Origin of the sequence: Providencia sp. PROV004 (genome assembly GCF_011045615.1) — a bacterium.
GTDB classification, from domain to species: domain Bacteria; phylum Pseudomonadota; class Gammaproteobacteria; order Enterobacterales; family Enterobacteriaceae; genus Providencia; species Providencia rettgeri.
In genome coordinates, this window is sequence record NZ_CP042859.1 from 3931512 (window position 1) to 3951214 (window position 19703).

Genomic DNA, 19703 nt, shown 5'->3' on the forward strand with positions numbered 1-19703 from the left:
CTTACTTCGCTATATTGATTATCTATCGATAATAATATTTTGATTTATGACGCTTTTTTCACTATTTCCAACCATCTGAGCAAATTTCTCTAATGGGTCAGTCCGAAAAGCATACAAACGTTTGAGGGCAAATGGGTTATCCCCTAATTTGACTTTTCCTTGAATGGTTGTCAGTGCTAAATGTAAGCCAGCTTTTCCCCCCGCGTCCATCGCTGCGGAGTTATATCCACCAAAAGGATAGGCTAAATAGCGTTGTTCCGGTTCGAAGCGACTCAAAATTTTCATCGACCGTTTAAAGTCCAACATAATGGTATGTTCTTTCCGGCTAAATAAAATTGGTGAGTTATGGTTATCTAAACGATGCAAAAAGTGAGTATGAGATTGGATGTTAAAAACGTCTCGGCTATCTTTAATTTCTTGCTTACTCATAAATTGTAAGCCATCCGCTGACCATTTTTGTGGCTGCGTTTTAATCCGGGAAGAAATAATAAACAGCGTTGCTTGCTGGCGGTTATGCCTTAAAATCGGTAATGCATAGCGATAAACTGACTTTAAACCGTCGTCAAATGTCAACACAACAGCCTTACCCGGTAGATTTGCAGATTTATTTAAATAATCTTCCACATCAGCAAGCGAAAGGGTTTGGTAGCCCGCTTGTTTTAAATAATTCATTTGTTCGCGAAATGCTTCCACCGATGTCGTGGTGGATGTTTCACGAAAATGCTTATTTTCATTGTCTTTGAGAATATGGTGATAAGTTAAAATCGGAATGCCTTTATCCAACGAAACATCATCTAAACGCACATAGCCTAGCCTATCCCCAATACGAATGGTTAACCATGCCGTTTTTTCACCTGTTTTATCCGTTTTAATCATTCGCGCTAACACAGGATAACGCAGGTTTTCCCATAAAGAGGCTATTTGCTTACGATTACTTTGAGTTGAGTTGTATACCGCTGTTTTTTGGTGTGTGACTAAATAATCATAAATGGGATTTTGTAAGTCATTTAGCCTATCTACTTCAGGTACATAGCGCGGCTTTTTGTTAGAAAATGATATCGTTTTCACAAATGCGTAGTCATTGCCAAACTGCATCGCACAATAATCCCCTGAGGGAGAATAAGCGTAAAACCCGTGTTCTGCGTTCAGTTCTGCGACAGCGCGCATTTCTCCAGCAATCATCGCAAAAATAATTTCAGGCTGTTTTGTTTGAATTAGCTTGGGGGGGATGTCTGCCAACTGCCAATCATCTGTATCATTGACGATTTCAGAAGCCATAGATTGAGAGAAATAATTCGTAAATAAAATACACAGTAATAAAAGTAATCGTTTAGACATTTTTCATCCGCTATAACGCTGGGTTTCCGCAATTATTCTAAACCTACTCTAGATTGAACCCCATACCCCAATAAAAATTTTTATTGTCCCACTCTCATTATTATCACGAAAAATAATACTTAAAATGTATGGTTGTTATCTTAACCCCTTAAGTTGTTATACCAATTTAGATATTCCATCGTGATCTATCATACAAAATAAAGAGATCTAGCTCATATTTATCAGTAAAAGGCGCCATCAAGGCACAATCTGTAAATCATTTGACAGTTTAATCCATTTCCCACTGCTAGATTGGCATTCAACCACCTTACAACACCTGGGAACAACAATGAAAATAAAAGAAATTAGTACTTTTATCATGCACGTACCTGTCACTAATGACCTAATTGGTGACTCAACTCACAGTATTACCCATTGGGGAATGCCGGGTGTCATGATCAAAACAGAATGTGGGTTAGTCGGCTATGGCCACACCGGAACACACGCCGATATCACTACCGACCGGTTAATCACCACCATTATTGAAGATGTTTTCGGTCCAATGTTACTCGGTGAAGACCCAACAGAAGTACGTTATTTGCATCGAAAACTCACTCGCAGCTCAACCAATATTTGGGTTGGTCGCGGTGGTTTAATGCAAATGGCAATTTCTGCCATCGACATCGCCCTTTGGGATCTCAAAGCTAAAGCCGCAGATCAGCCGTTATGGCAACTGTTTGGCGGTTCAAAACACAATAAAGTTAACGCCTATAACACCGACTGCGGTTGGTTAGTGCGTAGCCAAGAAGACTTAGTCGATGATTGTAAAAAAATGATCTTCGAAGAAGGCTTCAAAGCAATAAAAATGAAGATTGGCAAACCAGACCCACGCGAAGATCTACAACGTATTGAAGCGGTTCGCCACGCAATTGGCGATGATATCGACTTAATGGTAGATGCGAATGGTAAGTGGGATATCAGTATAGCCAAGCAATATGGCCACCGTTTAAATGATTTTAATATTAAGTGGTTTGAAGAGCCGTTGTGGCATGATGATGTCTCCAGCCATAAACAACTTGCCGCTTATATGGACACACCTATCGCATTAGGTGAATTACTTTATCACAATGATTCGTTTAAGGAATTTGTCTTGGCAGGTGCCGTTGATTACTTACAACCTGACGCCACACGCTGTGGTGGTTTAACAGCAGTATGGGAAATTGCTGATTTAGGTATGGCCTTTAATTTACCGGTGACACCACACCATGGCGATATGATGCAGGCACAATTGCATCTGGTCATGGCGCATCCAGCCTGCTCTTTACTAGAATTCATTCCTTGGACACTGGACTGCTTTGTTGACCCGGTCGAAGTTATTGATGGTGTTTATACCACACCAACCGCGCCTGGGGCAGGTACAACGTTAAAACCTGAAGCATTAGCTAAATTTAACGTGAAATAATGATCATTCCCTTTTTCAATATTTCATTTCTAACAACATGAAAAAGGGAAATTAATAACAAGAATTATTCATTTTAAATTACTTATTTACACTCTAAATAATTCATGATGCGGTCAACAACACTGCAACTTGAAGTATGGCGAGTATTTTAGCTCTATACTCTACTCTGCTGGTTATTCAGCGGCGGGCTAAACACATAATAAAAATGAATAGATAACATTACTATCTTACAAAAAACTGGGGTGAACCATGTCCACCAATACGGATCATTTATCATCGGCTACCAGCAAAGCAATACGAAAAATAATACCAATGGTGGTATTAATGTTCATATTGGCTTATTTAGACCGTTCTAATATTGGTTTCGCAAAACAAGAGTTTCAGTTAACGACTGGGTTAAGTGACGCTGCATACGCATTTGGCGCAGGGATCTTTTTTATCGGCTACGCACTGTTTGAAGTGCCAAGTAATATTCTACTGTACCGCATTGGTGCTCGAGTATGGCTATCGCGCATTATGGTCACATGGGGGCTAGTCTCTGCCGCCATGATGTTTGCCCATGATGAAACCACCTTTATTGTGCTGCGCTTCTTGCTTGGTGTCAGTGAAGCTGGCTTCTTTCCGGGGGTTATTTTGTATTTAACCTTCTGGTTCCCACAAAATATCCGGGCACGGGTGACAGGCTACTTCTTATTTGGTGCACCACTGGCATTTATCATTGGGGGCCCATTATCAGGCTCACTCCTGTCACTAGAAGGAACTTCATTTGCCTTCGGTTTATACGGCTGGCAGTTAATGTTTGTCGTAGAAGGCTTATTGGCATCTATTGTCGGGATTTGGGTATTCTTTTACCTTGATGACCGCCCAGAAAAAGCCAAATGGCTGACGGCTGAGGAAAAAAATGCACTTTCCGCTAAATTAGCTTTGGAAGAAGACGCCAAAGCAGGTCATAGCCCGAAAGGTGCCCTGAGAGCATTATTAGATATGCGTGTTCTCTACCTGTGTCTGATTTGGTTTACCGTTCAAGTCTGTGGTTACGGTATTTATTTCTTCTTACCAACCCAAATTGGTACATTATTAGGCAGTAAAGTCGGCATACTAGTAGGCTTTGTCACCGCCATACCACCACTGTGTGCAGCCATTGCAGTTTACTACGTTCCTCGTATTTCAGAACGTCTAAAAGAACGCCGTAAAGTTGCTGCCATTACCTTTATGTTAGGGGCTGCTGGGATCGCTGTTTCTGGTTTATTCGATAGCATTCCAGTTATTGCCATTATTGCGTTATGTGTCGCAGCAGCAGGCCACTTAGCCATGCAACCTCTGTATTGGAGCTTCCCATCTGCATACTTAGGCGGTACCGCTGCGGCATCAGGAATCGCCCTGATTAACTCTGTGGGTAACTTAGGTGGCTTTGTGGCACCAAACTTAAGAGTGTGGGCAGAAACCACCTTTGAGTCTGCCCGTGCAGGGCTCTATTTTATCGCTTTAGTCGCCTTTATCGGTGGTCTGTTGATTCTGACATTAAGAAGATTAGGTATTGAAAAACGATTTGAAGATTAATTAATGATCTTTTGAATCCCTCCCGAGCCGCAATAAATGGCTCGGGTTTTCTATTACTCTATTTCTTATTTGTGAGGTTTATTCGAATATTACGGCGGTTCATGATTGAACATAACCCTACCAAATGTCATGATAAAGTCAGCTAATCATGCAGGGAGCATTCAGATGAACATTGCGGTACAAAACAGTCAATTAGTTCTAACGCATGAAAGTATTCTTGAAATATTAAAAACAAATAGTTGGTTTAGTAACTTACCCGATTATTTAATTTCCATCTTAATGACATGCGCCACATTACGCTTCTATCCTGATGGTGAAATGGTTCACTATCAAGGTGACCCTGCACGTGGTTTATATGCGGTGATTCAAGGCTCAGTAAAAGTGAGTTCGATATCCTCAGATGGCCGTGAATGTGTATTTCGCTATCTTTCACCTGGCAATTGGTTTGGCGAAATTGCCATGCTAGATAAGTCAGCGCGCACCCATGATGCTAAAGCAATCAGCCCAACCATTTTACTGACGATATCACCGAAAGATTTAGCCATGATCTTGGAAAAGCACCCCGTTTTTTACCAATTTCTGAATATTTTGCTCTGCAAAGTGATTCGTAACGCCTTTACTATTATCAATGACAGCGCCTTATTGTCTGTTTCCGCCCGGCTGGCCAAGCGCTTATTGAGCTTAGCGGAAGGTTATGGTGAACCTCATGAAAAGGGGATTCAATTGAGCCTATACCTGACACAAGATGACTTGGCGACCATCATTAATACCACACGGCAAACTATCAATAAGCGTTTAGTTGCATGGGAAAAACTCGGTTGGATTGATGCAAAATACGGGAAAATTATTTTAGTTAATCTCCCCGCGCTGAAGCAGATCTCTGAGGATGATGAAGAATAACTAGCTGTTATCATCCATCGTTGGGCTATCTGCGAAGAAGTAGCGATCCATAGTGAATTCAAAGTCATCACTGGTCGCATTGAACAACATTTTTTTGGTATTTTCCAAATGTTGCCACATGGCTTGCCGCGCCCCTTTCGGGTCTCGACGCGCCAACGCCTGTAAAATTTGGTCGTGCTCATCACACCAGCTCTCAATCGAACGGTTATCAATGTGCTCATGAAGCTTGAGCCAGTAAGGATTACGTAAGCGTTGGCTCCACATTTGCTCAACAATTACCACCATCGCACTGTTATGGGTCGACGCGGCAATTTGCATGTGAAAGGCAAGATCCCATGTTGAGTCGCGAAAACGATCCTCTTTACGAGCATGCTTTTGAATATCAACCAATTTTAAAATATCTTCTTTCGTGGCTTGGCTTGCGGCAAATTCGGCGATGTGGCTTTCAATCAGTTGCCTTGCTTGTAATAGCTCAAATGGCCCACAACGACTAAATTCTAATCCGGTTTCTGTATTGACTGAGTTATTAGACCGATTACTGATGACGTGTATGCCAGATCCTTTGCGTACATCCACATATCCTTCCACTTCTAACATAATGATAGCTTCGCGGATCACCGTACGGCTCACCTTCATTTCATCAGCAAGTAACCGTTCTGCAGGCAATTTAGTGCCAATTGGGTATTCATCATTTTCGATGCGTTCTTTGACCAAAGCCGCAACTTGTTGGTATAGGCGCGGTTCACTCTCTTGTGAGCTCATTATTTTCTCCTTTCATATAACAACCCGACTCATTGGCCACTAATGCCTCACAGTATAACGAAATTTTATGGTGATGGGTGAAATAGAAGTGCTCCCATAAATAAATCACAATAAATTGGTATAACACCTTTAAAAGTTATAAACCGGATCGTATAATGTTTGAAATTTAGACAACCCAAAAATCGACACTAAGTGGCCGATCGCACTGAATCCGATTTTCAACCCAGAGAATGCAATATGATAAAAGATATAATAAAAATACATCCGAATGACAATGTCGCCATTACCTTAATCGATAGACTCTCGGGTGATACTGTCAGCGTTGATGGCCAATCCGTGACATTAAAGCAGGACATCGGTCGCGGCCATAAAATTGCCCTAGATACGATTGAAGCGGGTGAAAATGTCATGAAGTATGGTGCACCTATCGGCCACGCAACAACGAAAATAACCGTTGGCGAGCATATTCATACACATAATACAGCGACTAATTTAAGTGCCTTAAATGAATATGAATACCACCCTGAACACAACATAATTACCGCTACACGGCCGGATCCAGATGTGCAAATCTATCGTCGAGCAAACGGTGATGTCGCGATCCGCAATGAAATTTGGGTGATCCCAACCGTTGGCTGCGTGAATGCACTCGCTAGAAAAATGATCGAGCGCTTTAATAAACAACATCATGGTGCTTCTGATATTGATGGCGTTTATCTGTATAACCATACTTTAGGATGTTCCCAGCTCGGTGATGACCATTTAACAACGCGTACTATTTTACAAGATATGGTTAAGCACCCTAACGCAGGTGGTGTTCTAGTCATTGGTTTAGGCTGTGAAAACAATCAAGTAGCCGCCTTTAAAGAAACATTAGGTGACTATGATGATGAACGTGTAAAATTCATGGTATGCCAACAATTAGATGATGAAATTGAAGCCGGTGTCGAGCACCTTAATACGCTTTATCAATTCGTACAGCAGGACAAACGTGAAGCAGGCAAACTGAGTGAAGTGAAATTTGGCCTTGAATGTGGTGGATCTGATGGGCTTTCAGGCATCACCGCTAACCCACTGTTGGGCTGTTTTTCTGATTTTTTAGTCAGCCATAACGGAACCACGGTGTTAACGGAAGTCCCTGAAATGTTTGGCGCGGAACAAATTCTAATGAACCACTGCCATGATGAACCGACGTTTGAGAAAACGGTCAATATGATCAATGACTTCAAACAATATTTTATTGCCCATGACCAGCCAATTTATGAAAACCCATCTCCAGGGAATAAAGCAGGCGGTATTTCGACACTCGAAGAAAAATCCCTCGGCTGCACACAAAAAGCAGGCACTAGCCAAGTAATGGATGTTTTAAAATACGGAGAGCGCCTGACAACCCCAGGGTTCAACTTGTTAAGTGCACCGGGTAATGATGCCATTGCGACCAGTGCCTTAGGTGCAGCAGGCTGTCATATGGTGTTATTTACAACCGGTCGCGGTACACCATACGGTGGCTTTGTTCCCACCATGAAAATTGCGACTAATAATGAGTTAGCCGCCAAAAAACCCCATTGGATTGACTTCAATGCGGGCGCCCTATTAACAGGAAAATCTATGGATCATTTATTAGATGACTTCATTCAGCTTGTTGTGAAAACCGTTAATGGTGAGCACACCAAAAATGAAATCAATGACTTTCGTGAATTAGCAATTTTCAAAATGGGCGTCACACTTTAAAAACAAACTATTCCCTATTGCTTAGGCCATCGTTAAGCAATAGGGATATAACTAACTACTTATATTTATTAATTTTCCCTACAGACCTGACTTTCTATCCTGAGCCATAAATTCATTTATCGTGACATGAACCCAATAAAGAAAAGTCACCATTTCCCTATTTTTAGGATATGGTAGGATCCGTTTCTTGATGGCAAATTTTAATTTATTAGCAGGATAAATAATGATAGACCTAAAACTTAGAGAGGCCAGAGACAGCCTTTCCACCAAAGAAAAACAAGTCGCTGAGTACATTATTGCTAATAAGAAAAACATGCAAAGTATTAGCATTCAATCCCTTGCCCAAGAAAATAAGGTCAGTACCACCACTATTTTGCGCCTGTGTCATAAGTTAGGCTACCAAGGTTTTAGTGACCTAAAAATTGATTTAATTTCATCGATTAATCACAAATCTTACGGCACCCTATTACAAGAAGATATTGATATTAATGACTCGATGGAAACCGTTAATCACAAAGTAGGACTGATTGAAAAATCATCCATAGAAGAAACTTGTGCTTTGGTTAATTTAAATGCCTTTAAGCAAGCAAATGAGTTAATTAGCAAGAGTAAAAAAATTGTAATTTATGGTGCTGGTAGTAGTGGATTAGTTGCAAAAGAATTTGAATATCAATTAATTAAAATAAAAAAAGATGTTAATTGTCACCTTGATTACAGCATTCAATTTAGTATCGTGAATACGTTAGATCAGAACGATCTTGTCATTGTCATATCTCATTCCGGTGAAAACCACGAATGTATCAAGCTACTCACTCTTGCCAGAGAATTGAAAGTTCCGACCATTGCTATCACAAAAATGGGACAAAGTTCAGTATCAACCTTAGCTGAGACTATCTTGCATACAATATCGACTGAAAATATTTCAAGGATCATCCCCATTCGCTCAAAAATATCCCAACTCACTGTAATTAATATGTTGATTACTAACTTATTTATCAAACAGTATGATGAAAGAATTCAAAAACAAATTAACACTCGTGCGGAACGCTTTACTCGTCTAAATAGCAATAACTGATCAGCTTTCTCCTTCTTAATATCGCCTATGTGGCTCTGAGTAGCCACTTCGATCTTGCTCACAAAAATGACCCTTTCTAGGGAGCTCCCTCTTTTCATTCCTATTTTTTGTGATATTGTTACTTTAAAATAAATATATAAAAGTAATTTTATTACTAAAATAAAAAAGATAAATACAAGGGGAAAAAATGAGCTCTCAAATACCTATCATACTGGCTAGCCATGGGCCTTTTGCACAAGGATTACTGGAATGTGCTGAAATGCTGATCGGCTCGCAAGAAAATATCAGCGTGATTTCGATTCAAAGAGAAAGCAATATTAATGAGGTAAAAAAACATTTATTTGAAACATATCAGCATGTTAATAAAGGCAATGGCGTTTTAATTTTGGTCGATTTATTAGGCGGTTCTCCTTGCAATTTAGCCAGTGAGCTCGTTATTACTCAAAATGATGTCGTGCTGTACTGCGGAATCAACGTTCCGACTTTTCTCGAAATACTCAGCAACCGAGACCTACCTTTACATGAACTTCATCAAGTCATTAATGATGTATTCCCTGACAGTTGCATTAATGTCGGTGAACAACTTAAGCCATTAGCACAAAACGATAGCGAACTTTAGGAGAATCCCATGCCAATTAACGTTGCTCGAATTGATGACAGACTTATCCACGGCCAAGTTATTACTACTTGGGTTAAAAATTTTGATATTGAGCAGGTGATTATCGTCAACGACAAAGTTGCCAATGATACTGTTCAACAATCCGTTCTTACTATGGCGGCGCCACCAGATCTAAAAGTCGTCGTTTTTGGTGTCGATAAATTCATTGAAGTCTTAAAAAAAGCAGAAATTAAACGCCGCACTATGTTGCTGTTTACTAACAGTATTGATGTGAATAGGCTCGTCGAAAGTGGCTTAAAATTGGAAAAACTGAATGTCGGCGGAATGCGCATGCAAGAAGGCCGTCGTAATTTATCTCGTGCGGTTGCTGTGACACCGGATGAAGAACAAGCCTTTAGGTCGCTCATCAACAATAACGTTACTGTTGAAATTCAAATGGTTCCTAAAGATCCCATTGTTGAATTAAAAACATTACTCAATTAATTCATCTAATCATACTTATTTTCACTCAATAAGTGAGGAGCCTATTATGTTGGTAGAGGCCATTTTAATTGCGATTTGGGCAGGTATTTGCTCATTGGATGATGTCGGTCCGCAAATGCTAAGACGCCCATTACTCACCGGTACTGTGGCCGGTATTATCATGGGCGATATGGTGCAAGGGTTAGCCATTAGCGCCACATTAGAATTAATGTGGATGGGAATTGGTAATGTTGGTGCTTATTCTGCACCCGATATTATCGCCGGTTCAATTATTGGAGTTGCGCTCGGTATTGCTTCCAATGGCGGAATTGCAGCGGGTATCGCCCTTGCCGTACCAGTCTCTATTCTATGTCAGCAATTACTGATTATCTGGCGTTCTTTTGCTAGTTTTTTAAATGTCTGGGCCAGTAAATCCATTCTTGATGGCAACTACAGTGGCCTAACAAAAGTGCATTATTTCTCGACGCCACTGTGGTTTTTTATTCGTGCCATTCCCTGCTTTATTGCGGTTTATTTTGGTAGTGACTTAGTCAATAGCATATTAAATGCCGTACCTGAAAGTATTCTTACCGGTATGGGTGTCGCATCTAAACTAATCCCTGCTGTCGGTATCTGTATTCTGTTACTCATGTTACTTAAAGGCAGAATGTGGTTTTTCTTTCTGCTCGGTTTTATGCTCACAACCTATTTAAAACTACCAATTATCCCAATTACTTTTATCGCTCTGGCATTTGCTGTGCTTTATGACATGGCATTTGCCAACAGCTTGCGCCAAACACCAGAAGAAAAAACAGCACCAACTTCCCATAAAAATGAAGAAGAGGAGTATGACCTATGAGTGAAATAACCACCTCTGAAAATAAAAAACTCACGAAAAAAGAGCTTAATGGTATGTTTTGGCGAATTCAAACCATGTCATTCTCATACAACTACGAAAAACTGCAAACAATTGGTTTTGCTCATTGCATGGTACCCGTTCTCGATAAACTTTATGAAAAAGCAGATCAAGAAACACGTATTAAAGCCATGCAACGCCACTTCGAGTTTTTTAATACACAAATTAACGCAGGTGCATTAATTCTCGGTGTCACCGCAGCATTAGAAGAAAAAACAACAGAAGAAGAAAAAGAGGCAGTCATTTCTGTAAAAGCTGGTTTGATGGGGCCATTTGCAGGTCTTGGTGATAGCTTATTAAAATTTACATGGCTGCCCATTTGCGGCAGCATCGGAGCCGCATTTGCGCTGCAAGGTAATATTATCGGCCCTATATTAATGTTTATTCTGTTTAATATCGTCAATATCGGTACCAAATATTTCTTTATTCATTATGGCTATAACAAAGGCGTTGATTTAATCGAGCAATCGAAAAAATCAAATATTATTCAGCGAATTACTAATATAGCGAACGTTGTCGGGGTCATGGTCCTAGGTTCCTTGATAGCGACGACCGTCAAGCTTTCCACTCCGCTAACCATCGCCGTCGGTGAACAATCTATCAAAGTACAAGAGATGTTTGACAAGGTAATACCTAACTTACTCACCCTTCTCTTTGCACTCGGTATTTTCTTCCTTGTTCGTAAATTTCAAGGAAAACATACCGTTGCACTCATTGTTGCCATTATGGTTTTAGGTGTTGTTTGTTCCGTGTTCGGAATTTTAGGATGATAAAGGGAAATATATGGAAATCGAAGTCAACAGAGTGAATGAATCAACACTCGAAATAAAGTTTAGTGAAATTCCATCCTCTCCTCTGGCATTATATTGGACGGATAAACCTGATACTCAGGTTTATCCTGAGAATTTCATTACAGATAAATTAGAGAATACCATTACAGTTCAAGACCCATTAAATGCTAAACAACGCATCTATTTTATTTTACAAAATGCCAATGGACGTAAATTATTCGCTGAAAGAACATTACCTATTGAGGGATTAAATAACTTCCGTGATTTTGGGGGTTATACCACAACAGACGGAAAACAGGTGAAATGGGGAATGTTATACCGTTCCAACCATCTATTTAATTTGAATGAACAAGCGGTAAATTATATTTCCCATCTAGGGATTAACAGCATTATCGATTATCGTACTCAAAATGAAATTAATAAATCGCCCAATTGCCATGTTGGTGAAAAGAAAACCTACCATCTTGATGCAACGGCTCAAACTGCTGAATTAGCAGCACAATTTGCCGCATCACCAGATAATGAAGATAAAGCGTTAATCGAAAGTGTTATCCAGCATATTCCGAAAGAGATGATTAACGGCGATGGGTTACAAATATTAGAACAATATCGCCAATTTGTAGTGAGTGATAAGTCAAAATCCGCCTTTAAGCAAATGATAGAAGTCTTATTAGATAGTCATAATGCCCCAAATATTCAGCATTGCCGCGGCGGAAAAGATCGAACCGGTTATGGCGCATTACTGGTACTTTCCATGTTAGGTGTTCCGAAAGAAACCATTGTGCAGGACTATATGCTCACCCATTTTAACCGGCTTGAACGTAACGAAATTAAAATGGCAGGATATCGGAAAATAACTCAAGACAAAAATGTACTGGATTATTTACTTTCACTGATTGATACTCAAGAATCATTTATTATAGAGGTATTTAATACGATGGAAGAAATATCCGGCTCTGTAGAAAACTATATTAAAAATGAACTTAAATTCACAAATAATGATATTAAGCAACTTAGAGAAATATACTTAGTTTAAATAAATTCACTTGTTATATAAACAACCACAGGCTTAATAAAATAAACCTGAGTGATGGCTGTATTTAATAAATAGTAAAATAGCCACATAGCCTATTTATTGTGGCTATTTTATTGACGAAAAAATCCGTTATTGGTTATAAAATCAATAATTACTTTTATTCGCCAGTTTTATTCAATAAATTTTTAACTGCTTTATTTTTGCCCGTAATACGCATTTTTACCGTGTTTACGTAAATAATGTTTATCTAATAATACTTGTTGCATTGAACCTATTTGTGAACTTAATTGACGGGTAAATAAATTCATATAGGCAATTTCTTCTAATACCACGGCATTATGCACTGCATTATCGGGGCTTGTTCCCCAAGCAAATGGGCCATGGCTATTCACTAATACCGCTGGAATATCTTTTGCTGACAGCCCTTTTTCCTTGAAGGTTTCGATGATCACATGGCCTGTTTCTCTTTCATATTCCCCTTCAATTTCACTTTCTGTCATTTTACGGGTACAAGGAATTTCACCATAGAAATAATCAGCGTGGGTTGTCCCTAAGGCACTCAATGGCTGCCCTGCTTGAGCCCAAATAGTGGCATGACGGGAGTGAGTATGAACAATACCGCCAATTTCAGGGAATGCTTGGTACAGCGCCAAATGCGTGTCAGTATCTGAAGAAGGGCGATATTTCCCTTCTACCACCTCTCCACTTTCCAACGAGACCACCACCATGTCCTCTGCTTTCATGGTTTCATAGTCAACGCCAGAAGGTTTTATCACCATTAACCCAGCTTCACGGTCAATACCACTCACATTACCCCAAGTAAAAGTTACTAGGTTATGTTTGGGTAAGGCGAGATTCGCTTCAAAAACCTGTTGTTTCAATTGTTCTAACATAACAACTCCCTAGCTTGCTAAAATATGCTTTAATATCAACAACAAAAATTTATTATGGTGATGTTTTTTGTGTGTTGATAACCTATATCTACCTATTAAGGTAAACAGATTTAGGCCATTTAAAAAGCACCTCACTTTACAAATTCGCAACAAAACAGCCCAATTCGGGCATAATCGGTCACGATCAGTCAAATAAAGTCACCACCAAGATGTGGTTAATTGACCGAGTTAGCCCAATATTTTTTGTTTATTGTGAGAAAAACAAAAAGACACCGCCAATATAGTGATATGAGTCTAATTATTATGTAATAAAATTATATTAAATTCATAAAATGAAGATCAAAGTCACTTTAATCGGCTTTGTTTTTTTCAAAAAGAGATTACTTGAATCCAATCACGACAAAAAAAAAGCAACACGGGCAGAATGAATACCATGGAAATAATAGGAGCTAAATATGTTACAAGCCGAACGCCATAAATTAATATGTTCTCATGTTTCGCAGAATGGTTCGGCGTTGGTACGTGATTTAGCCCAATTATGTCTCGTGTCTCAAGAAACTATTCGTCGCGATTTAACGACTCTTGAGCGAGAAAATAGGATCATCCGTAGCTTTGGAGGCGCGGTGGCCATCGACCAAGAAGAAATGTCGATGGTGAATGTTATGCCATCTTCGGTCAAACTCAGTCAAATGGTTGATGGCGCAGAGTCTTTTCGTAAAAGAACTGAAGAGCATCCTGATGCCAAAATGAAAATTTCGAAGGCTGCACTAAAATTAATCCAGCCTTGTGACTGTATTATGCTAGATAACAGCAGTACTTGCTGGTTTCTAGCGCGGCAAATACCCGATATCGACATCACCGTGGTGACAAACTCGGTCAAAATTATCCAAGCGTTGGCCTGCCGTGACCGAGTTCGTGTTATTGGTATTGGTGGGGAATATTCAGAACGTCATGATGATTTTCATGGCCCAATTGCAGAAAGTATTATTCGTAGCTTTCAGATAAAAACCTTATTTCTTTCATGCCAAGGATTCAATATCGAAAATGGTATTCGCGATGGCAGTGAAATAAACTCAAAATTAAAAAATATTATGTTACAGGTTTCTGAAAATAAAGTTTTGCTCGCGGATAATAGTAAATTAGGAAAGTATGCATTTAGTCAGGTTTGTACATTTGATGATATTGACGTATTAATTACAAACAAACTAAATGATAATAATTTTCAAAAACAATTCTCTAATCTTAAAATTATCGAGTGTGACAAATAATTTATAAAAATAAAAATTATATAGCTGTAATGTAAGTAAAAATAATAAGTTCCATTTTATTTTCTGTATTAAATAAGTGCAGGGATATTATTTACTCATAATTCCTAGCACTTAATTATAGGCATATCTAAATATGAGAAATTCATTATTTCTAAAAATGAAAATTCTTGATTTAGTATCCATCTACACTAAGGAATACAACTATGAACATGAAGAAGCTAGTTTTACCTTGTTTAATGAGCGTTGCACTATTTTCAAATGTCGCGATGGCTGAATCACAAAAAGCACAAAAGCCCTTTACCATGGGTGTCGTCGTGAAAGTCGGTGGTATTCCTTGGTTTAATGTTATGGAACAAGGTATTACTGAAGAAGGCAAAAAACTGGGAGTAAACGCCTTCCAAGTTGGCCCAACAACCGCTGACCCTGCAGAACAAGTTCGTGCTATCGAAGATTTAATCGCCAAAAAAGTAGATGTCATTGGCGTTGTCCCTAACGACGCTAAAGTTCTTGAACCTGTATTAAAGCGAGCTCAAGACGCTGGAATTAAAGTCATTACCCACGAATCACCAAACCAAAAAAATGCAGATTGGGACTTTGAATTACTTGATACCCAAAGTATGGGGGCTAACCATATGAGAGATATGGCGGCATGCATGGGCGAAGAAGGCAAATATGCCATGTTTGTGGGAAGCCTGACAGTACCATTAGTGAACGAATGGGCCGACGCGGCAATTGCTTACCAAAAAGCAAATTACCCGAAAATGCAAATGGTCGATGACCGCTTTGGTGTTGCCGAATCCGTTGATGACTCAATGCGCACAGCCAATGATTTATTATCTAAACACAAAGACTTAAAAGGCATCATGTCATTTGGTTCACAAGGCCCTATCGGTGCAGGCCGTGCCATTGATAAACGCCGCAAAAATGATGAAACCTGTGTATTCGGGACATTTACGCCAGGCCAAGGCATCAAATTACTGGAAAAAGGTGCAATTGATGGCGGCTATATTTCCAATCCAAAAGTCGCAGGACAAGTATTTGTACAGGTTGCGACTGCCATGATGAATGGTGAAGAAATTAAAGATGGCGTGTCTATTGGTGATATGGGTGAAATCAAAGTCAGTGGTAACACCATTTTGAGTGATAACCCCGTTAATTTGAATATTGAAAATACTAAAAAATTAGTCGAAGTCGGTCTGTAATTTCACCCTGTTAAAATAACATTCACAACAAAAATACAATATTTATCAATATATTAAATTTTATGTTCTTTGAGTTCGAGTTGCCTGTACTAACACAGCAGCTCGAACTCATCACGAACAAGCCAACACCAATTTATTTGCAGTAGGAATTGTACTTATGACAAGCACCTCAAAAGCTGACAAATCCGATCCACTCATTACCTTGCGAGACCTTTCCAAAAGCTTCGGTGGTCACCGTGCATTACGCAATATCGATTTGACGCTCAACAAAGGTGAAGTGCACTGTTTAGCAGGCACCAATGGGTGTGGGAAAAGCACATTAATTAAAACCATCAGTGGTGTCTATGCCCCTGATGACGGTAGCAAAATTGAAATTGATGGAAAAAGCTATCATCGGCTGACGCCAGATAAAGCCCGTGAATTAGGTGTACAAGTTATCTACCAAGATTTGTCGTTATTTCCAAATTTAACCGTTGCCGAAAATATCGCTTTTGAGCTGAATCTCAAAGGCTATTTTGGCTGGTTTCGCAAAAAACAACTGCGCGAAAAAGCGTTAGAAATCCTCAATGAGTTGGCTTTCACCATTGACCCTGACACACCGGTACAATTCTTACCCATTGCTCAACGCCAACAAGTTGCTATCTGCCGAGCTTTAGTCGCCGATGCACGTCTGGTGATTATGGATGAACCAACAGCTTCATTGACCCGTACAGAAGTCAACCAACTACTCTCAACAGTTAATTACCTAAAAGATAAGGGAATTACCGTTGTTTTTGTGAGTCATCGACTAGAAGAAGTCAAAGAGATCTCTGACCGCATCACAGTGATCCGTGATGGTCAAAAAATTGGGACATGGCCTGCTGAAGGCTTAACTACACGCAAAATTACTGAATTAATGACTGGCTTAGACATTGTCCATGAACGTAAGCCACCAAATAACGCGGAAGACCGACGCACTGTACTCGAGATAAAAAACCTCAGTCGAGCTGGGCAATATCGTGATATCAACTTAAATTTAAAACGCGGCGAAGTATTAGGTTTATGTGGTTTGCTTGGTTCAGGCCGCACCGAATTAGCGCTATCGTTGTTTGGCATTACCCATCCAGACAGCGGCGAATTATTCATCGAAGGCAAGCCTGTTAAGTTAAAAAATAACACCGACGCTATTAAGCGTGGTATTGGTTATGTATCTGAAGACCGCCTGACTTTAGGCGCTATCTTACAGCAATCCATCGCAGACAATATGGTGATTTCGATTCTTGATCGACTCAAAACACCATGGCATTTAATCGATGAAAAACAGTGTCAAGACATCGTACAAGAGTGGATAGCCGACTTAGATATTAAAGTCACCGACCCAAATAACGCCCTTTCAACACTTTCAGGCGGTAACCAGCAAAAAGTGGTACTTGCCAAATGGATTTTAACACGCCCTAAAGTACTGATTTTAGATTCGCCAACCGTTGGCGTCGATATCGGTGCAAAAGACAGTATTTACAAACTCATTCACCGTTTGTCAGGTGTCGGTATCTCTATTTTATTAATTACCGATGAAGCCTCCGAAGCTTATTACAATTGCGACAGAATTTTACATATGAAACAAGGCTCTATCGTCAAAGAAATTGTGACAGATTCCATCAATGAGCAACAATTGGAGGAAATCATCAATGGCTAATTGGCAAAAATTACGACCACAATCTGTCGAAGGCTGGCTGACTTGGGTCATTCTTATCATGGTGGTGTTCTTCACATTGATGAGCCCGCAATTTCTGACTATTCAAAATTTACTCGACCTCAGTGAAAGCTATGCGGTGACGGGTATTTTCGCCTTGGGCTTATTTGTGGTTCTTGTCACTGGGGGCATTGATATTTCGTTTGCTGCTGTGGCTTCCGTAGTGCAATACGTGATTGCGACTTGGTTATTACAAGGTTTTATTGCAAGCCCTGCGGTCAGTATCACATTAGCGATTATCATCGGTATCGCCTTTGGATTAATCAATGCCATTTTAATTTATTCGCTGAATGTTGTGTCGATCATTATCACCATTAGTATGCAATCACTGCTGTTTGGAATGCTGATGTGGTTAACCAATGGGCACAGTATTTATGACTTGCCTGATTGGTGGGTTGACCCTGTGACTATCTTGCCTTTTGAAGTGGATGGCGAATATTACCAAGTTGGCTTGCCGTTAATTGTGATGCTTGGCATTGCCTTCTTAACGTGGATTTTGATGAATAAAACCCACATCGGCCGTCAGTTATACGCTGTAGGCGGAAGTCAAGAATCTGCATCTCGTATTGGTATCCGTGTTTCAGTGATTTACTTGTTTGCCTATGGCTACCTTGGTGCAATGGCGGCGATTGGCGGCATGTTGCAAACCTACCGAATGAGCGAAGTGGTACCGAGTGCCCTTGTGGGCGGAGAGCTGGATGTGCTTGCTGCAGCTGTATTAGGTGGCGCCAGTTTATCCGGTGGACGAGGCTCTGTGATAGGTACACTAATGGGCGTTTTCCTGATTGGTATCTTGAAAAACGGCCTAAACCTGATTGGTGTTTCAAACTACTTCGTCAATATCGTCATTGGGCTGGTTATTCTCATTGCGATTTGTATTACTCACTACAAAAAACGTAAAGAGACGGACGTAGGTTTTGTTTAACAGGAATATCACCATGAAAAAAAATGCTTTTTTTAAAATTGATGGCTCTGTTATCGGACTGCTTTCAATCTTTGTTCTGGCTATCGCCGCATTTAGTATTGCCATGCCAGGTCACTTTTTTACCCAAAACACGTTTTTAAGTATCACTTTTCAGTTACCTGAATTGGGCTTACTTACCTTTGCCATGTTTGTACCTATGTTAAGTGGCGGCTTAAACCTTGCAATTATTAGTACCGCTAACTTAACCGGCCTGTTTATGGCTTGGGTGTTTATCAATTACCTTCCGGTGGATGCAGGAACGGGTACACAGCTGATGTGGTTAGTCTTCGCATTAATTGGCGCAACCGTAATTGCGGTCATTATTGGTAGCTTAACGGGACTGATGATCTCCCACATCGGGGCACACCCTATTCTAGTCACTCTCGGCACCATGACGATTATCAGCGGTATTGGTGTTTACCTCACCAAAGGAGCGGCACTGAGTGGCATGCCGCCCATTGTTCGTGCCATTGGTTCCGATACCGTGCTTGGGGTGCCAATCGCGATGATTATTTTCATCGTTACCGCAATTCTCTTAGCGCTTTTTCTAGGCTGTACTCGGCTAGGTAAAAATATCTATATGAGTGGCAGTAATATCAATGCAACGTGGTTCAGCGGTATTCGTACCGACCGTGTCATGATTGCGATATACACCATTTCTAGTCTGTTATGTGTGTTAGCTGGGCTAATCATGATGGCTCGCTTTAACTCTGCACGTATGGGCTACGGAGATTCCTATTTACTGCTCACCATTCTTGCCATCGTATTAGGTGGAACTAACCCATTTGGGGGGGTTGGTAAGGTTAGCCGAGTGTTCTGTGCCTTATTGGTTTTACAGGTCATTGCGACAGGTTTAAGCCTGCTAGGCGTGAGCCTGCACTTTAACCTCGCTGTTTGGGGGATCACGCTCATCTTGGCATTAGCATTCAAGTTCTTCAAAGAAAAATGGAGTGCTAAACGTGCGATGAACCGCAACCAACGCCTTAATAAAGCATCGACACAAAGTTAATTTT

Annotated in this window: 18 protein-coding genes; 15 read left to right on the forward strand and 3 right to left on the reverse strand. The window is 40.2% G+C overall.

Annotated features, from left to right (window positions below):
• Positions 1-18: 18 nt before the first annotated feature.
• The gene (locus tag FVA69_RS18070) at positions 19-1338 is read right to left on the reverse strand and encodes a polysaccharide deacetylase family protein (RefSeq protein ID WP_164529191.1); all 1320 of its coding nucleotides are present in this window, start codon (positions 1336-1338) and stop codon (positions 19-21) included.
• Positions 1339-1666: 328 nt separating this feature from the next.
• Here FVA69_RS18070 and FVA69_RS18075 point away from each other — a divergent pair, with 328 nt between their 5' ends.
• From FVA69_RS18075 to FVA69_RS18085, 3 genes are all read left to right on the forward strand, one after another.
• The gene (locus FVA69_RS18075; RefSeq protein WP_164529192.1) at positions 1667-2779 is read left to right on the forward strand and encodes a mandelate racemase/muconate lactonizing enzyme family protein; all 1113 of its coding nucleotides are present in this window, start codon (positions 1667-1669) and stop codon (positions 2777-2779) included.
• 249 nt (positions 2780-3028) lie between these two features.
• Positions 3029-4339, forward strand: a complete 1311-nt coding sequence (locus tag FVA69_RS18080) for an MFS transporter (protein WP_042851501.1) — start codon at positions 3029-3031, stop codon at positions 4337-4339.
• Between the two features lie 165 nt (positions 4340-4504).
• The gene (locus FVA69_RS18085) at positions 4505-5239 is read left to right on the forward strand and encodes a Crp/Fnr family transcriptional regulator (protein WP_004907896.1); all 735 of its coding nucleotides are present in this window, start codon (positions 4505-4507) and stop codon (positions 5237-5239) included.
• On the opposite strand, the gene exuR is transcribed toward FVA69_RS18085, so the two are convergent.
• Positions 5240-6001 carry a transcriptional regulator ExuR gene (gene exuR / locus FVA69_RS18090; protein WP_004907894.1) on the reverse strand — a complete coding sequence of 254 codons (762 nt, stop codon included), beginning with the start codon at positions 5999-6001 and terminating at the stop codon, positions 5240-5242.
• Between the two features lie 237 nt (positions 6002-6238).
• Between exuR and FVA69_RS18095 the strand changes: the two genes are divergently transcribed.
• From FVA69_RS18095 to FVA69_RS18125, 7 genes are all read left to right on the forward strand, one after another.
• Positions 6239-7732: a UxaA family hydrolase gene (locus FVA69_RS18095; protein ID WP_164529193.1), complete on the forward strand. Its 1494-nt coding sequence runs from the start codon at positions 6239-6241 to the stop codon at positions 7730-7732.
• Between the two features lie 223 nt (positions 7733-7955).
• A complete protein-coding gene (locus FVA69_RS18100) occupies positions 7956-8807 on the forward strand; it encodes a MurR/RpiR family transcriptional regulator (protein WP_109912662.1) in 852 nt (283 codons plus the stop codon).
• Positions 8808-8994: 187 nt separating this feature from the next.
• Positions 8995-9426 (forward strand): PTS sugar transporter subunit IIA, encoded by a 432-nt coding sequence (locus FVA69_RS18105; protein ID WP_004907889.1) that lies wholly within the window; start codon positions 8995-8997, stop codon positions 9424-9426.
• 9 nt (positions 9427-9435) lie between these two features.
• A complete protein-coding gene (locus FVA69_RS18110; RefSeq protein ID WP_109912664.1) occupies positions 9436-9909 on the forward strand; it encodes a PTS system mannose/fructose/N-acetylgalactosamine-transporter subunit IIB in 474 nt (157 codons plus the stop codon).
• A gap of 46 nt (positions 9910-9955) precedes the next feature.
• The gene (locus FVA69_RS18115) at positions 9956-10747 is read left to right on the forward strand and encodes a PTS mannose/fructose/sorbose/N-acetylgalactosamine transporter subunit IIC (protein WP_004907885.1); all 792 of its coding nucleotides are present in this window, start codon (positions 9956-9958) and stop codon (positions 10745-10747) included.
• Positions 10744-11574, forward strand: a complete 831-nt coding sequence (locus tag FVA69_RS18120; RefSeq protein ID WP_004907883.1) for a PTS system mannose/fructose/sorbose family transporter subunit IID — start codon at positions 10744-10746, stop codon at positions 11572-11574. Before FVA69_RS18115 ends, FVA69_RS18120 begins: the two co-directional genes overlap by 4 nt.
• Positions 11575-11587: 13 nt before the next feature.
• Positions 11588-12631: a tyrosine-protein phosphatase gene (locus tag FVA69_RS18125; protein ID WP_109912665.1), complete on the forward strand. Its 1044-nt coding sequence runs from the start codon at positions 11588-11590 to the stop codon at positions 12629-12631.
• 194 nt (positions 12632-12825) lie between these two features.
• Here FVA69_RS18125 and araD read toward each other — a convergent pair whose 3' ends face one another.
• Complete coding sequence (gene araD, locus FVA69_RS18130; protein ID WP_004907879.1) at positions 12826-13524, reverse strand: L-ribulose-5-phosphate 4-epimerase; 699 nt, start codon at positions 13522-13524, stop codon at positions 12826-12828.
• Positions 13525-13979: 455 nt separating this feature from the next.
• Between araD and FVA69_RS18135 the strand changes: the two genes are divergently transcribed.
• From FVA69_RS18135 to FVA69_RS18155, 5 genes are all read left to right on the forward strand, one after another.
• Positions 13980-14792 (forward strand): DeoR/GlpR family DNA-binding transcription regulator, encoded by an 813-nt coding sequence (locus tag FVA69_RS18135; protein WP_164529194.1) that lies wholly within the window; start codon positions 13980-13982, stop codon positions 14790-14792.
• Positions 14793-15001: 209 nt separating this feature from the next.
• A complete protein-coding gene (locus FVA69_RS18140; protein WP_036958239.1) occupies positions 15002-15994 on the forward strand; it encodes a substrate-binding domain-containing protein in 993 nt (330 codons plus the stop codon).
• A gap of 157 nt (positions 15995-16151) precedes the next feature.
• Positions 16152-17669 carry a sugar ABC transporter ATP-binding protein gene (locus FVA69_RS18145; RefSeq protein WP_004907876.1) on the forward strand — a complete coding sequence of 506 codons (1518 nt, stop codon included), beginning with the start codon at positions 16152-16154 and terminating at the stop codon, positions 17667-17669.
• On the forward strand, positions 17662-18651 hold the full coding sequence (locus FVA69_RS18150; RefSeq protein ID WP_004259203.1) for an ABC transporter permease: 990 nt from the start codon (positions 17662-17664) through the stop codon (positions 18649-18651). Before FVA69_RS18145 ends, FVA69_RS18150 begins: the two co-directional genes overlap by 8 nt.
• Positions 18652-18664: 13 nt before the next feature.
• Positions 18665-19699: an ABC transporter permease gene (locus FVA69_RS18155; protein WP_004259206.1), complete on the forward strand. Its 1035-nt coding sequence runs from the start codon at positions 18665-18667 to the stop codon at positions 19697-19699.
• Positions 19700-19703 lie beyond the last annotated feature (4 nt).

Excerpts from the sequence above, each read along its gene's own strand:
- FVA69_RS18145 (WP_004907876.1), top strand. The coding sequence starts at position 16,152 with ATGACAAGCACCTCAAAAGCTGACAAATCCGATCCACTCATTACCTTG.
- FVA69_RS18150 (WP_004259203.1), top strand. The coding sequence starts at position 17,662 with ATGGCTAATTGGCAAAAATTACGACCACAATCTGTCGAAGGCTGGCTG.
- FVA69_RS18140 (WP_036958239.1), top strand. The coding sequence starts at position 15,002 with ATGAAGAAGCTAGTTTTACCTTGTTTAATGAGCGTTGCACTATTTTCA.
- FVA69_RS18070 (WP_164529191.1), bottom strand. The coding sequence starts at position 1,338 with ATGTCTAAACGATTACTTTTATTACTGTGTATTTTATTTACGAATTAT.
- FVA69_RS18120 (WP_004907883.1), top strand. The coding sequence starts at position 10,744 with ATGAGTGAAATAACCACCTCTGAAAATAAAAAACTCACGAAAAAAGAG.
- araD (WP_004907879.1), bottom strand. The coding sequence starts at position 13,524 with ATGTTAGAACAATTGAAACAACAGGTTTTTGAAGCGAATCTCGCCTTA.
- FVA69_RS18115 (WP_004907885.1), top strand. The coding sequence starts at position 9,956 with ATGTTGGTAGAGGCCATTTTAATTGCGATTTGGGCAGGTATTTGCTCA.
- FVA69_RS18125 (WP_109912665.1), top strand. The coding sequence starts at position 11,588 with ATGGAAATCGAAGTCAACAGAGTGAATGAATCAACACTCGAAATAAAG.
- FVA69_RS18135 (WP_164529194.1), top strand. The coding sequence starts at position 13,980 with ATGTTACAAGCCGAACGCCATAAATTAATATGTTCTCATGTTTCGCAG.
- FVA69_RS18080 (WP_042851501.1), top strand. The coding sequence starts at position 3,029 with ATGTCCACCAATACGGATCATTTATCATCGGCTACCAGCAAAGCAATA.
- FVA69_RS18095 (WP_164529193.1), top strand. The coding sequence starts at position 6,239 with ATGATAAAAGATATAATAAAAATACATCCGAATGACAATGTCGCCATT.
- FVA69_RS18100 (WP_109912662.1), top strand. The coding sequence starts at position 7,956 with ATGATAGACCTAAAACTTAGAGAGGCCAGAGACAGCCTTTCCACCAAA.
- FVA69_RS18085 (WP_004907896.1), top strand. The coding sequence starts at position 4,505 with ATGAACATTGCGGTACAAAACAGTCAATTAGTTCTAACGCATGAAAGT.
- FVA69_RS18105 (WP_004907889.1), top strand. The coding sequence starts at position 8,995 with ATGAGCTCTCAAATACCTATCATACTGGCTAGCCATGGGCCTTTTGCA.
- FVA69_RS18155 (WP_004259206.1), top strand. The coding sequence starts at position 18,665 with ATGAAAAAAAATGCTTTTTTTAAAATTGATGGCTCTGTTATCGGACTG.
- exuR (WP_004907894.1), bottom strand. The coding sequence starts at position 6,001 with ATGAGCTCACAAGAGAGTGAACCGCGCCTATACCAACAAGTTGCGGCT.
- FVA69_RS18075 (WP_164529192.1), top strand. The coding sequence starts at position 1,667 with ATGAAAATAAAAGAAATTAGTACTTTTATCATGCACGTACCTGTCACT.
- FVA69_RS18110 (WP_109912664.1), top strand. The coding sequence starts at position 9,436 with ATGCCAATTAACGTTGCTCGAATTGATGACAGACTTATCCACGGCCAA.